The organism is Noviherbaspirillum soli, from assembly GCF_015352955.1.
GTDB classification, from domain to species: Bacteria; Pseudomonadota; Gammaproteobacteria; order Burkholderiales; family Burkholderiaceae_D; genus Noviherbaspirillum_A; species Noviherbaspirillum_A soli.
The window spans coordinates 81,008-94,594 of the sequence record NZ_JACYOX010000020.1 but is presented as its reverse complement, the minus strand read 5'-3'; the positions used below and the strand labels follow the sequence as shown (position 1 = coordinate 94,594).

At 63.9% G+C, this 13,587-nt stretch carries 11 protein-coding genes; 3 read left to right on the top strand and 8 right to left on the bottom strand.

The features are described from left to right. A partial coding sequence (locus IGW04_RS15435; protein ID WP_194713974.1) for a tripartite tricarboxylate transporter permease occupies nt 1-551 on the top strand: 551 nt, incomplete at its 5' end. A gap of 236 nt (nt 552-787) precedes the next feature. Here IGW04_RS15435 and IGW04_RS15430 read toward each other — a convergent pair. The 3 genes from IGW04_RS15430 to IGW04_RS15420 form a co-directional block, all read right to left on the bottom strand. Beyond that, nucleotides 788-2,347 carry a class I adenylate-forming enzyme family protein gene (locus IGW04_RS15430; RefSeq protein WP_194713981.1) on the bottom strand — a complete coding sequence of 520 codons (1,560 nt, stop codon included), beginning with the start codon at nt 2,345-2,347 and terminating at the stop codon, nt 788-790. Nucleotides 2,348-2,382: 35 nt separating this feature from the next. Next, on the bottom strand, nt 2,383-3,594 hold the full coding sequence (locus IGW04_RS15425; RefSeq protein WP_194713973.1) for a serine hydrolase domain-containing protein: 1,212 nt from the start codon (nt 3,592-3,594) through the stop codon (nt 2,383-2,385). 87 nt (nt 3,595-3,681) lie between these two features. Continuing rightward, entirely contained in the window at nt 3,682-4,422 is a 741-nt protein-coding gene (locus IGW04_RS15420) for a FadR/GntR family transcriptional regulator (RefSeq protein ID WP_228527120.1), read from the bottom strand. A 235-nt stretch (nt 4,423-4,657) separates the two neighbouring features. On the opposite strand from IGW04_RS15420, the gene IGW04_RS15415 reads away from it, so the two are divergent. After that, nucleotides 4,658-6,094, top strand: coding sequence for an aldehyde dehydrogenase family protein (locus IGW04_RS15415; protein WP_194713972.1), 1,437 nt, complete (start codon nt 4,658-4,660; stop codon nt 6,092-6,094). Nucleotides 6,095-6,133: 39 nt separating this feature from the next. Further along, complete coding sequence (locus tag IGW04_RS15410) at nt 6,134-6,895, top strand: SDR family oxidoreductase (RefSeq protein ID WP_194713971.1); 762 nt, start codon at nt 6,134-6,136, stop codon at nt 6,893-6,895. Between the two features lie 65 nt (nt 6,896-6,960). On the opposite strand, the gene IGW04_RS15405 is transcribed toward IGW04_RS15410, so the two are convergent. From IGW04_RS15405 to IGW04_RS15385, 5 genes are all read right to left on the bottom strand, one after another. Beyond that, nucleotides 6,961-8,238 carry a TRAP transporter large permease gene (locus tag IGW04_RS15405; protein WP_194713970.1) on the bottom strand — a complete coding sequence of 426 codons (1,278 nt, stop codon included), beginning with the start codon at nt 8,236-8,238 and terminating at the stop codon, nt 6,961-6,963. Between the two features lie 22 nt (nt 8,239-8,260). Further along, nucleotides 8,261-8,755, bottom strand: a complete 495-nt coding sequence (locus IGW04_RS15400; RefSeq protein ID WP_194713969.1) for a TRAP transporter small permease — start codon at nt 8,753-8,755, stop codon at nt 8,261-8,263. 66 nt (nt 8,756-8,821) lie between these two features. Continuing rightward, a complete protein-coding gene (locus IGW04_RS15395) occupies nt 8,822-9,787 on the bottom strand; it encodes a TRAP transporter substrate-binding protein (RefSeq protein ID WP_194713979.1) in 966 nt (321 codons plus the stop codon). Between the two features lie 297 nt (nt 9,788-10,084). Then, nucleotides 10,085-12,727, bottom strand: coding sequence for a DNA topoisomerase III (locus IGW04_RS15390; protein WP_194713968.1), 2,643 nt, complete (start codon nt 12,725-12,727; stop codon nt 10,085-10,087). Between the two features lie 257 nt (nt 12,728-12,984). Beyond that, the gene (locus IGW04_RS15385; protein ID WP_194713967.1) at nt 12,985-13,461 is read right to left on the bottom strand and encodes a DUF494 family protein; all 477 of its coding nucleotides are present in this window, start codon (nt 13,459-13,461) and stop codon (nt 12,985-12,987) included. Nucleotides 13,462-13,587: the final 126 nt, after the last annotated feature.

Below are 13,587 nucleotides of genomic sequence, written 5' to 3'. Positions count from 1 at the left end.
TGACGCTGGGCATTCCGCCCAATGCGGTGATGGCGCTGATGGTGGGCGCGATGACGATCCACAACATCCAGCCGGGTCCGCAGGTCATGACCAGCAACCCGACGCTGTTCTGGGGCCTGATCGTGTCGATGTGGCTGGGCAATGCGATGCTGGTGATCCTGAACCTGCCGCTGATCGGCATCTGGATCAAGCTGCTGACCGTGCCGTATCGCTACCTGTACCCGGCGATCCTGGTGTTCTGCTGCATCGGCGTCTACACGGTCAACAACAGCGTGTTCGACGTGTTCATGACGGCGGGCTTCGGTGTCTTGGGCTATGTGTTCATCAAGCTGGGCTGCGAAGGCGCGCCGCTGCTGCTGGGCTTCGTGCTGGGGCCGATGATGGAAGAGAACTTCCGTCGTTCGCTGCTGTTGTCGCGGGGTGACTTCAGCGTGTTCTTCACGCGGCCGATCTCGCTGGGCCTGCTGCTGGCGGCCGCTGCGCTGGTGGTGATCGTGGCGCTGCCATCGATCAAGGCCAAGCGCGAGGAAGCGTTCCAGGAAGAGGTCTGAGCCTGCCGATGCCGCCGCGAGGCGGCATGCAGGGCAAAAAAACCGGCGCCGCGGCGCCGGTTTTTTTATTGGGAAGCAGCCATCGTCGCCATCGTGGGGCGCAATACCCCGCAGGGGCATTGCGCCGGATCGGCGGTCACGGTTGTCCGGCGCAGTGTCACATTGCGGTCAACGGTGCAATGCCCTTCGGGTATTGCACCCTACGAGGGTGTGAGTGGCTTCCCCCGCCGGAGCTTTTATCTGGCCTGCGGCTTTCCTGCCTGGTACTGATCGCGCAGTTCGCGTTTCAGCACCTTGCCAATGGCGCTGCGCGGCAGCGTCTCGGCAAACTCCAGCGCCGATAGCCGCTGCGTCTTGCCGACCCGCTCATTGACCCAGGCCATCAGCACCTCCGGCGTGATGCCGGCGCCGGCCCGCGGCACGACATAAGCCACTGGCGTCTCGCCCCAGGCTGTCGATGGCACGCCCACCACTGCGGCATCGGCCACGTCCGGATGCTCGCGCAGCACGGCTTCCAGGTCGCTTGGGTAGATGTTGAAGCCGCCCGAGATGATCATGTCCTTCTTGCGGTCCAGCAGCGTCAGGAAACCGTCGGCGTCGAAGCGTCCTAGGTCGCCGGTGCGGATGAAGCGCTTGCCATCGGGCGCATACCACTCGGCTTCGGCGGTTTTCTCCGGCTGGTTGAAATAGCCCTGCATCATCGCGCCGGAGTGGCCGACCACCTCGCCGGTCTCGCCCGGCCCGACTTCCCGGCCCTGCTCGTCGATCAGGCGGATGTCGTGTTCCGGCGCCGGCTGGCCCACCGTGTGCAGCTTGTCCGGGTGCTCATGCGCGGCCAGGATGCAGGTGCCGCCACCTTCGGTCATGCCGTAGTACTCGACCAGGCCGCCGGGCCAGCGTTTCAGGATGTCGGCCTTCAATGCGGCCGAGAAGGGCGCGCTGGTGCAGAACTTCATCCGGAAGGACGACAGGTCGTAGCGGTCGAAGTCGGGATGCGCCATCAGCCGCTGGTACTGCACCGGCACCAGCATGGTATGGGTGACCCGATATTGTTGCGCCAGCTCGAGATAGGCGCCGGCATCGAACTTGGCCATCAGCACGACGGTGCCGCCCAGCGCGATGGTCGGGAAAAAGCTCACCAGCGTGGTGTTGGAATACAGCGGGGTGGAGATCAGCGTCACCGCCTCGGTGCCATAGCCGTTCAGATGGCCGCGCTTGACATGCTGCCAGCGCATGCCATGTGGTTGGGTGATGCCCTTGGGCGCGCCGGTGGTGCCGGAGGAATAGATGATGTTGAAGATCCAGTCCGGCTGCAGCTGCACCGGCTGCGGCATCGAGCCGGGCGCGGCCAGCCAGCTGTCCCAGCCCGGCTCGGCGCTGCTGTCCAGGCGTACCTGGGCCACATCGATGCGGTCGCGTACCGAGTCCAGCGCAGGCGCGGTGGTGGCGTCGATGAAGAGACGCTTGGCGCCGCAATCGCGGATCATGATCGCCAGGCTTTCCGCCGTGGAAGAGGGCGCCAGCGGCGCCACCGCCACGCCGGCGCGCAAGGCGCCGAGGAACAGCGCGGCATATTCGATGGACGTGCCGGCGCAAATCGCGATCGCCTCGCGTGGCTGCACGCCGTCGCGCTGCAGCGAGGCTGCAACCCGGTCCATCAGGGCATCCAGTTCGGCATAGCTGACGCTGCGCTTGTCCTGCACCAGCGCCGGATGGCCGGGCTGCTGCTGTGCGTGCAGATGAATCAGTTCGGGAATGGTGCCGAAATCCCGTTCGAGCAAGGTTTCTATCGTCATGGTCGTCATGGTTGGTTCAGGCAAAAAACGGCGTCTTACAGCGCCGCGTACACCAGATTGCGGAACAGCTGGCGGTAATGCGCCCGCTGTTCCGGCGCCTGCATCAGGAAGATCGCCGCCAGTTCTTCCGTGGGATCGATCCAGAAATAGGTGCCGGCCAGGCCGCTCCAGTTGTAGTCGCCCACCGAGCCCGGCACGATGGCATCGCCGGCAGCGATACGCACCGCGAAACCGAGACCGAAGCCGTAGCCCGGACCGGGCAGGAAGTCCGGCGTGTCACGTGCGCCGGGCAGGTCGCCAAGGTGGTCGCTGGTCATGGTTTCTACGGTCTTGCGCGACAGGATGCGCACGCCGTCCAGCGTGCCGTGTGCGGCCAGCATGCGCACGAAGCGCAGATAGTCATGCACGGTGGAGACCATGCCGCCGCCGCCGGACAGGAAGGCGGGCTTGCTGCGCACATTGATCAGCTTGACCGCCACGCCGGTCTGCGGATCGGTATCGAAGGCTTCGGCCAGGCGGTGCTGCTGGTCTTCCGGCACCCAGAAGCCGCTGTCCTTCATGCCCAGCGGAGCCAGGATGCGCTGCTGCAGGAATGCCTCCAGGTCCATGCCGGAAATGCGTTCCACCAGCGCGCCGAGCACATCGGTGGAGCGGCTGTATTCCCAGATCGTGCCGGGCTGGTAGGCCAGCGGCACCGTGGCCAGCCGGCGCATCATCTCGGCATTGGTCACGTCCTTGCGCTCCACGCCGGCGTCGCCATAAGCGCTCTTGACCAGCGATTCGCCGAAGATGCCGTAAGTCAGGCCCGAGGTATGGCGCAACAGGTCATGCACCGTCATTTCGCGCCGTGCCGCCACGGTGTTCAGCACCGGCCGCCCGTTCTCATCGGTGGCTGCAATGCCGACCTCGGGCTGGCCCAGTTCCGGCAGGAAGTCCGATACCGGCTGGCTGATCAGCAGCCGGCCTTCCTCGACCAGCATCATCACCGCGACCGAGACGATGGGCTTGGTCATCGAGTAAATGCGGAAAATAGTGTCGATGGACATCGGCACGCCGGCGGCGGCATTCTGCATGCCCAGCGCCTTTTCATAGACCACTTCGTCGCGGTGGGACACCAGCATCACGGCGCCGGGGATGCGGCCATTGTCGATGTCGGCCTGTATCGTGCGGGTGAGGTGGTCGAGGCGGGCCGGATCGAGGCGGGAATCGGCGCGCGCGGGCGGCGCCGTCAGGCTGTTTGCTGTCATTTGAGCTGTCTCGCTGGTTATGGATTTGATTGGCGCAGCCATTGTAACGAGAAGCGCCTGCGCCGGCTTTGTGCATGCCGCAGCTTTCTATGCGCCAAGCGCGCCCGCGTCAAGGGTGCCGATGCGCTGCGCGGCCATCACCATGTGGTGGCGGGCGGCGGCGCTGGCGGTGGCCGGGTCGCCGGCGGCGATGGCTTCCACCAGGGCATGGTGTTCATCCAGCACCTGCCGGCCCATTTCCTGCCGTTCGGCTTCCAGCGCCCGGGTCACCGTCATGGCGCCGCGCAGGAATTGTCCCAGAAAGTCCCATAGCGCCAGGAAGTGCGGATTGCCGGTGGCGCGCGCAATCGCGCGGTGATATGCCATGTCGGCATCCACGCCGTCGCCGCCGGCGGCGACATCGGCTTCGATCGCCGCCAGCGCAGCGCGGATTTCCGCCAGTTGCGCAGGTGTTCGCCGCTCGGCTGCCAGCGCGGCGATTTCCGATTCCAGCCCGCGCCGCAATTCCACGATCTGCAGCAGCGACTGCACCGAGTCGGCGACCGTCGGATCGATGCGGAAGGGCGTGTCCATGCTGCCGGTGCGCACATAGACGCCGCTGCCCTGGCGCGATTCGACCAGCCCTTCGGACTTGAGCCGCGACACCGCCTCGCGTATCACCGTGCGGCTCACGCCAAAACTCGTGGCCATGCGCATTTCCGACGGCAGCCTGGCGCCGGGCGGGTATTCACCGGCGCGGATCAGGGACAGCAGCGCAGCTGTGACACGGTCGGGCATCTTGGCAGTGGCGCTCAAGGTTGCTATCGGGAGATCCTGCAGCTTGGTCATGGAGCGGTCCTGAAGGGAAAATGTATTGTAATCATACAACTGGCTCGGCTATGCTTCCAGACGACCCCGGCAAGCGATTGGCGATGCCGGCAAGCAGTTCGATGTGGCCGGCAATGGAACTTGCCATGCGTCATGGCGTCTTCCTGATTGTTCGAGGCAAGCCTTGCACTCCGCAATGCAACGCGCGATGAGCAATGCGCCGCCACGCACGACAACCCAACCTTGAAGGATTACCATGCCTGACCAGCACTTCATCGGTAACCGCTGGGTCGCTTCGGCATCACGCCAGGCGATTCCCGTCATCGATCCCTCAGATGGCCAGCAATATGACGAAATTGCGCGCGGCAACGCCGAGGACATCCAGTTCGCCGTGCAGACGGCGCGCACTGCGTTTGAAGGCGAATGGAGCTTGATGTCGGCCGCCGAGCGCGGCCGCCTGCTTTACCGGCTGTCGCAGGCCCTGATCGAGCATGGCGAGGAATTCGCGCAACTCGAGGCGCGCGACTGCGGCAAGCCGCTGCGCCAGGCACGCGCCGACGCCGCGGCGGTGGCGCGCTATTTCGAGTTCTATGCCGGCGCCTGCGACAAGCTGCATGGCGAGACCATTCCCTACCAGGCCGGCTACACGGTGCTGACGCTGCGCGAGCCGCTGGGCGTGACCGGCCACATCATTCCCTGGAATTACCCGCTGCAGATCTTCGGACGCTCGGTCGGCGGCGCGCTGGCGGCCGGCAACACCTGCGTGGTCAAGCCGGCCGAGGATGCCTGCATGTCCATCCTGCGTCTGGCGCAACTGGCGGCCGACATCGGCTTTCCGGCCGGCGTGATCAACATCGTCACCGGCTATGGCCATGAGGCGGGCGCGGCGCTGGTGTCGCATCCGGGCATCGATCATGTGTCCTTCACCGGCTCGCCGTCGGTGGGCACGCTGGTGTCGCAGGCCGCCGCCGTCAACCATGTGCCGGTCACGCTGGAGCTGGGCGGCAAGTCGCCGCAGATCGTGTTTGCCGACGCCGACATGGACCTGCTGCTGCCGGCCGTGACCAGCGCCATCGTGCAGAACGCCGGCCAGACCTGCTCGGCCGGCAGCCGCCTGCTGATCGAGCGGCCAGCCTATGAAAAGGTGCTGGACCTGCTGGCCAGCGTGTTCGAACGCCTGCAGGTGGGGCCGGCCCAGATGGACCTCGACTGCGGCCCGTTGATCCGGCGCCAGCAGCAGCAGCGGGTCTGGGACTTCCTGTCCGATGCGCACAGCGACGGCATTTCGGTGATGGCCCAGGGCAGCATCGTGCCGCAGGCGCCGGAAAGCGGCTTCTACCAGGCGCCGACCCTGCTGCGCGACGTGCCGCATACCCATCGCCTGGCGCAGGAAGAAGTGTTCGGCCCGGTGCTGGCGGCCATGCCCTTCGACAGCGAGCAGGACGCGCTGCGCCTGGCCAACAGCACTGCCTTCGGCCTGGTCGCGGGCGTCTGGACCGAGAACGGCGCGCGCCAGATGCGCATGGCGCGCGCGGTGCGGGCCGGCCAGGTATTCATCAACAATTACGGCGCCGGCGGCGGGGTTGAGCTGCCCTTCGGCGGCGTCAAGGCCAGCGGCCATGGCCGCGAAAAAGGGTTCGAGGCGCTGTACGGCTTCACCGCGCTGAAGACCATCGCCATCCGGCATGGCTGATGCGTGACAGCATTCATTTCGATAACAACAGGAGACAGCATGCGGTTAAAAGACAAGGTCGTGATCGTTACCGGCGCCGGGTCGGGCATCGGCGAAGGCATTGCAAAACGCCTGGCGGAAGAGGGCGCGAAAGTGGTCGTCAACGACCTGCTGCCAGCGGGTGGCCAGCGGGTGGCGGAAGAGATCCTCGCGGGCGGCGGCATGGCCCGCTTCATCCAGGGCGACGTGACGTCCAGCGCCAGCATGGCGGCGCTGGTCGAGCAGACCGTGCAGCAGTTCGGCCGGCTGGACGTGATGGTCAATAACGCCGGCTGGACCCATCGCAACCAGCCGATGCTGGACGTGTCGGAAGAAGACTTCGACCGCTGCTATGCGGTGAACGTGAAGAGCATCTACCTGTCGGCCATGCATGCCACGCCGGTGTTCCGGCGCCAGGGCGGCGGCGTATTCATCAATATCGCGTCCACCGCCGGCGTGCGGCCGCGGCCCGGCCTGACCTGGTACAACGGCAGCAAGTCGGCCGTGATCGGCACCAGCAAGTCGATGGCGGTGGAACTTGGGCCGGACAATATCCGGGTCAACTGCATCAATCCGGTGTTCAATCCGGACACGGCGCTGTCGACCTCCTTCATCGGCGGCGAGATCACCGAGGAGCGGCGCGCGAAATTCCTGTCGACGATCCCGCTGGGACGGTTTTCCACCGCGCTGGACGTGGCCAACGCAGCGCTGTACCTGGCCTCGGAGGAGGCCGCGTTCATCAGCGGCGTGTGCATTGAAGTGGATGGCGCGCGCTGCGTGTAGGCACGAGCGCAGGCAGTGATTGAAGCGAAGGCCGCGGCAGGGAACACCCGCCGCGGCTTTTTACATCAGCGGTGGTAGACGATGTCGCGCAGGTACAGCGACAGTCCGGGGAAGTAGGTCACCACCATCAGGCAGGCAATCACCGTCAGCACGAAAGGCAGCAGCCTGGGGATGATGCGGTCCAGCGAGATCCTCGCCACCGTGCAGGCGGCGAAGAGATTCACGCCGAACGGCGGCGTGATCATGCCCAGCGCCAGGTTCACCACCATGATCATGCCGAAGTGCACCGGATCGATGCCGAAGCGCATCGCCACCGGCACCAGGATCGGCGCCAGCACGATGATCGAGGCCGACGTCTCGATGAACATGCCGATCACGAACAGCGCGGCGTTCACGCCCAGCAGGAAATAGGCGGGGCTCTTGAGCACGTCGGCCAGCCAGGCGCCGATCATGTCGGGCACGCCGGCGCGGGTGATCATGAAGGAAAACAGGCCGGCATTGGCGATGATGAACATCACCACCGCTGACGACAGCACCGACTTCCTGAAGATCGCGACCAGGTCCGGCAGCTTGATTTCGCGGTAGATGAAGACGCCTACCACCAGGGCATAGAACACCGCCACCGCCGAGGCCTCGGTGGGCGTGAAAATGCCGCCGTAGATGCCGCCCAGGATAATCACCGGCATCAGCAGCGCCAGCGCGGCCTGGCGGGTGGCGGGCAGCACGTCCATCTTGCCGACATGGTCATCCTTGCCATAGCCCTTGAAGCGCGCGTACATCACCGCGAAGATCATCAGGGCGGCGCCGATGAACAGGCCCGGTCCGATGCCGGCGATGAACAGCTCGCCGATCGAGACCTCGGCCGACACGCCGTACAGGATCATCGGAATGGATGGCGGAATGATCACGCCCAGTTCCGCGGAGGTCGCCTGCAGCGCGGCCGCATAGCCGACCGGATAGCCATGCTTGACCAGGGCCGGGATCAGGATCGCGCCGATGGCGAAGGTGGTGGCAACGGAGGAGCCGGACACGGCGGCGAAGATCATGCAGGTCAGCACGCAGCTGGCGGCCAGGCCGCCCTGGATGCCGCCGACCAGCGACTTGGCGAACTCCACCAGCCGGCGCGAGATGCCGCCGGTTTCCATCAGGTTGCCGGCCAGGATGAAGAAGGGAATCGCGGCCAGCGGGAACTTGTTGATCGAATTGAAGATTTCCTTCGCCACCAGCAGCATGTTGGCATTGGCGACGGAAATCCCGACGATGCTGGCCAGGCCGATCGATACCGCAATCGATACCGAAAAGGCGAAGCACACTATCATCGTGATGAGCATGGTGGTGGACATGGATGGCTCTCTTGATGTCGGTTCAGGTTGCGGTTTCGAGTTCTTCGTGGCGCGGATCGAGGAAGTTGCCGATCACGCCCGCCATGGCGCACAGCGCGCCGACCGGCATGGACAGATAGGCCCAGAACATCGAGAACGACTCCAGGCCGATGATGGTCTGCACCTGGCCGCGCACCGCATAGTCCCAGCCGAACCAGGCGATGAAGCCCAGCAGCACCAGCGACGCCGCCATGATGATGAAGTCCAGCACGCGGCGGAAGCCGGGCGAGGACTTGCGGTGCATCAGGTCCACCGACACCATGGAGCCGAGCCGGAACGCGGCCGGTATGCCGAGAAACACCATCCAGATCAGGGAAAAGCGCACCAGCACCTCGCTCCATTCCGAAGGCTGTTCCAGCACGAAGCGCATCACGACCTGGACCATGCCCAGCACGGCGGCGATCAGCAGCATGATGCCGGCGATGCTGAGCGATACGAGGTTCAGGCCATGCTCAAATTTGAGGAAGGCAGATTTCATGTTGCTGTCCTTGAGGGGGAAGTCGCTCACGACGAGCGCCGCCCCGCGTGGGGGCGGGCTTAAGGATTACTTGTAGTTGCGGATGCGGTCCAGGTTGGCCTTGCCGAACTGCTTCTCGAAGTCGGCGTAGACCGGCGTCAGCGCGCCCTGGAAACGGGTCTTGTCGACCTGGTCGACCACCGTCATGCCCTTGGCGCGCAGGTCGGCGACGGCCATCTTTTCATCCGAATCGACCCGCATGCGGTTGGCCTTGACGCCTTCCTTTGCTGCTTCGAGGAATGCGGTCTTGTCGGCCGCGGACAGCTTGTCGAAGGCGCCCTTGTTCATCAGGAAGACGCAGGGCGAGTACACATGGCCGGTCAGGGTCAGGTACTTCTGCACCTGGTCGAACTTGGCCGAGGTGATCACCGACAGCGGGTTTTCCTGGCCGTCGACCGTGCCCTGCTGGAGCGCGGTGAACACTTCGCTGAATGCCATCGGCGTCGGGATGATGCCGAAGCCCTTGTAGGCCTGCACGTGCACCGGGTTTTCCATGGTGCGCATCTTCAGGCCCTTGAGGTCTTCCGGCGCATTGACCGGGCGCTTGCTGTTGGTCATGTGGCGGAAACCGTTCTCGCCCCATGCCAGCGCCTTGATGCCGCGGGCATCGAACTTCTGCAGCAGTTCCTGGCCGATCGGGCCGTCCAGCACCGCGCGCGCATGGGCGTAGTCGCGGAACAGGAAGGGCACGTCGAGGATCTTCACTTCGGGTACGAAGTTGGGTATCGGGCCAGTGGAGGTGAAGGTCAGTTCCTGGGTGCCCAGCTGCACTGCCTCGGTGGCTTCGCGCTCGGCGCCCAGCGAAGCGGAATAGAAGGTCTGGATCTTGTAGCGGCCCTCGGTGCGCTTTTCCACTTCCTTGGCGAAGGTGTCGATCGCCACGCCCTGATGCGAGTTCTGCGGAATCGAGACGCTGATGCGCATCGTGGTGACGGCCATCGCGCTTGCGGAAAAGCCCGCAGCCAGTGCCAATGCGAGCGCGGATGCGCCCATGCGGAAAGAAATCATGCAAGTCTCCTGGGTGTTGTTGTGATTGCGGTGGGATGAGCGAATCAGGGGGAACTGAACCGCACGCTGCCTGTAACTTGTATTACAACTATATAGTCAAGCTACACGGCGCGCAACATATGCAGCAAGAAGACTGGCGACGATGCGCGGCGACCCCTGGCGCGCAGGGGCGCTTTGCCACCTGTCGCCGATAAAAAAAGGGCCGTGATAATCACGGCCCTTCGGTTCTTCATGGTTCTGCATGACGCGCCATGAGGCGCTTTTCATGTCGACGCGCTGGCGTCAGGCGGCCTTCTTCACCGCCGGCCGCTTGGCTGCCGCCTTCTTCGCCACCGCCTTCTTGGCCACCGCCTTCTTCACCGCGGCTGGCGCCGGCGCCTGGTCCGACCCGGCTGCATCGGCCTTGCCCTTGGCGGGCGGCTTGGCCTTGCGTTCCTCGAACTCGAAGCTCACCTTGCCATCCTTGCCGCGCACCAGGAAGGCCTTGAACGGCCGCCGGGTGCGCTGCGAGACGAAGCCCGGCAACAGATCGGTCTTGCCTTCATTGAGCAGCTTGGCCATCTGCTCCGGAAGGATTTCCTGTTGCAGGATGATGCGGCCGCTGCGGAAGTCGCAGGTCTTGGGCTTGGCCACGCTGTGCTCGCAGACATAGGCCAGGCCCATTTCATAGACGCCGGCCTGGCATTTCGGGCAGGGGCCCAATGGCTTCTGCTCGCTGAAGTCGACGCCTTCGCCTTCCTCGGACTCGCCATCGTTCTGGCCAAAGTCGAATTCCAGCTTGAAGTTCTTGATGTCCTCGTCGCGCACGATGTTGAGGATCGCGGCAAACGGCCGGCCCATCTTGGAGCGGAAGCCCTGCAGCGGGCCGATGGTGCGGCGGGCCAGCAATTCCTCGACCTCGGGGATCTCGAACTGCCTGCTGCCTGGCGTCTTGCTCATCGAGAAGTCGCACTTGGTGCAGGCAAAGCGGCGATAGTTTTCCTTCACCACGCCGCCGCAGTTCGGGCAGGGCGTGTTGAGCGTCGCATACTCGCCGGGGATGGTGTCGTTGTCGTATTCCTTGGCTCGCTTGACGATGACCTCGGCCATCCCGGCGATCTCGCGCATGAATTCCTCGCGGCTGATGCGGCCGCGCTCCATCTGCGAGAGCTTGTATTCCCATTCGCCGGTGAGTTCCGGCGCGGTCAGTTCATTCACGCCCAGGCCACGCAACAGCGTCATCAGCTGGAAGGCCTTGGCGGTCGGGATGATCTCGCGGCCTTCGCGCAGCAGGTACTTTTCATTGAGCAGGCCTTCGATGATGGCCGCGCGGGTGGCCGGCGTGCCCAGCCCCTTGCCCGCCATCGCTTCGCGCAGTTCTTCGGAATCGACCAGCTTGCCGGCGCCTTCCATCGCCGACAGCAGCGTAGCTTCGGTATAGCGCGCGGGCGGCTTGGTGACCAGCGCCACGGTGTCGACCTTCTCGGTCTTCACCTGTTCGCCCTTGGCTACCGGCACCAGGATGCGGTCGCTGCCGGCCTTCTCCGACTTTTCCGACTTCTCGGACTTCTCCTCGGCGACTTCGCGGCCGTATACCGCCAGCCAGCCGGGGTTGGTCATCACCTTGCCCTCGCTCTTGAACTGGTGGCCTTCCACCTCGGTGAAGCGGGTGGTGACCTGGAATTCGGCGGCGGGGAAGAAGATCGCCATGAAGCGGCGCGTCACCAGGTCGTACAGCTTCTGTTCCGGCTCCGACAGGTTCTTCGGCGCCAGCGTGGTCGGGATGATCGCGAAGTGATCGCTGATCTTGGTATTGTCGAAGATGCGCTTGTTCGGCTTGACCCAGTTGCTGTTCAGGATCTGCTTGGCGAACTGGTGGTAGTTGTGGTTCTCCGAGATCGTGTCCAGCGTCTGCCGGACCGTGTTCAGATAGTCTTCCGGCAGATGGCGCGAATCGGTACGCGGATAGGTCAGCACCTTGTGCTTTTCATACAGCGCCTGCGCCAGGCCCAGCGTGTTCTTGGCCGAGAAGCCGAAGCGGGCATTGGCCTCGCGCTGCAGGCTGGTCAGGTCGAACAGCGCCGGCGCCATCGAGGTTGTCGGCTTGGATTCCTCGGTGACGCGGCCGGGCTTGCCGCGGCAGGCGGCAACGATGGCATCGGCGTCGGCCCGGTTCCACAGTCGCTCGGCGCGCTTCTCGGGGTCGTTCTCGTCGCGCTTGTGCTTCGTGTCCAGCCAGCGGCCTTCATAGGTGCCGGCGGCGCAGCCGAACTCGGCGCGCACTTCCCAGTAGTCGCGCGGCACGAACTTCTTGATCTTCTCTTCCCGCTCCACCACGATGGACAGCGTCGGCGTCTGCACCCGGCCCACGGTGGTGAGATAGAAGCCGCCTTCCTTGGAGTTGAAGGCGGTCATGGCACGGGTGCCGTTGATGCCGATCAGCCAGTCGGCCTCGCTGCGGCAGCGCGCGGCATCGGCCAGCGGCATCATCTCGCGGTCCTCGCGCAGATGGCTGAAGGCTTCGCGGATCGCGCCCGGCGTCATCGACTGCAGCCACAGCCGCTTGATCGGCTGCTTGGCCTTCGCATACTGCGCAATCAGGCGGAAGATCAGTTCACCCTCGCGCCCGGCGTCGCAGGCATTGATCAGCATGCCGACGTCCTTGCGCTTGATCAGCCGGTTCAGCACCTTCAGGCGCGACTCGGTCTTGGCGATCGGATTGAGATCGAAATGCGGCGGGATCATGGGCAGATGCGCGAATGACCATTTGCCGCGCTTGACGTCGTATTCCTCCGGCACGGTGATTTCCACCAGGTGGCCGACCGCGGACGACAGCACATACTGGTCGGACTCGAAGTACTCATCGTGCCTCGTGAAGCCGCCGAGCGTCTTCGCGATGTCGTTCGCGACAGAAGGCTTCTCGGCGATGATGAGGGTCTTGGTCATAGAAATGGGTCTCGCAATGGACGCGTGATTCGCGTGAAGGACTGCATGGTAAGAGAAAATTCACATTGCATTCAGACGCTTGCCTGAATGCATCAGGCTTGGAAGAGGTGGCTCAGACCGCACCGCCTGCCTATTTGCGGCCAATGATAAGCGGGTTGCGTCTGAAATCGCAAGCAAGCCACCGAATGAAAAGGCCGCGATAACGCGGCCTGAAATCGTTCGCGCGCCCTGCGGCGCGGACAAATCCGTAACGGTTGTTAATGCAATTGCCGGGTTTGCGCCTCGTCGTCATCCAGAAACAATTCGTCGAACATCAGCCCGTCCGGTTCCTTGCCCTGGCTCCACAGCACCATCAGCACGATGACCTTGAGCTTGTCCAGCGAGATCTGCGATTCGCTGGCGGCAAGCGCCCGCTCCACCACGATCTCGCGCTGCAGCGGGTTGATCACCTTGGCCGATTCCAGGAACTGGATGAAACCGATCGCAGCCGTGCCCAGCACGTCGAATTCCCGTTCCACGTAGATGCGAAAGCCAGCCGAAAAGCTGGTCTGCTGCGGATGCAGCATAGAGAACTCATTGGTGGTTTCCGCAAGATCGGTCAGCCAGCCAAGCGCCTTGGAGATTTCTTCTTCCTCAAAGCCAACGGCTGACAGCTTCTTCACGAGCGCCTCTGAGTCCGGGCAGGCATCCGGCCGGTAATAGGTTTCGTAAAGATAGACTAGGACATCAAACATGGTTTTACTGTAAAGGTAAGAAGTTGAGCATCACAAATAATCTGTGCGTTTAACGTCACAGCAGTTGCAAATTTGTGACAGCTTGTTTTTTCAAGATCGATGTAAAAACCCCGTTTGCCAATCAGG

What these genes read in the sequence shown, in the direction of transcription:
- IGW04_RS15410 (WP_194713971.1), top strand. Translation starts at nt 6,134, where the DNA reads ATGCGGTTAAAAGACAAGGTCGTGATCGTTACCGGCGCCGGGTCGGGC.
- IGW04_RS15390 (WP_194713968.1), bottom strand. Translation starts at nt 12,727, where the DNA reads ATGACCAAGACCCTCATCATCGCCGAGAAGCCTTCTGTCGCGAACGAC.
- IGW04_RS15405 (WP_194713970.1), bottom strand. Translation starts at nt 8,238, where the DNA reads ATGTCCACCACCATGCTCATCACGATGATAGTGTGCTTCGCCTTTTCG.
- IGW04_RS15425 (WP_194713973.1), bottom strand. Translation starts at nt 3,594, where the DNA reads ATGACAGCAAACAGCCTGACGGCGCCGCCCGCGCGCGCCGATTCCCGC.
- IGW04_RS15385 (WP_194713967.1), bottom strand. Translation starts at nt 13,461, where the DNA reads ATGTTTGATGTCCTAGTCTATCTTTACGAAACCTATTACCGGCCGGAT.
- IGW04_RS15420 (WP_228527120.1), bottom strand. Translation starts at nt 4,422, where the DNA reads ATGACCAAGCTGCAGGATCTCCCGATAGCAACCTTGAGCGCCACTGCC.
- IGW04_RS15395 (WP_194713979.1), bottom strand. Translation starts at nt 9,787, where the DNA reads ATGGGCGCATCCGCGCTCGCATTGGCACTGGCTGCGGGCTTTTCCGCA.
- IGW04_RS15400 (WP_194713969.1), bottom strand. Translation starts at nt 8,755, where the DNA reads ATGAAATCTGCCTTCCTCAAATTTGAGCATGGCCTGAACCTCGTATCG.
- IGW04_RS15415 (WP_194713972.1), top strand. Translation starts at nt 4,658, where the DNA reads ATGCCTGACCAGCACTTCATCGGTAACCGCTGGGTCGCTTCGGCATCA.
- IGW04_RS15430 (WP_194713981.1), bottom strand. Translation starts at nt 2,347, where the DNA reads ATGACGATAGAAACCTTGCTCGAACGGGATTTCGGCACCATTCCCGAA.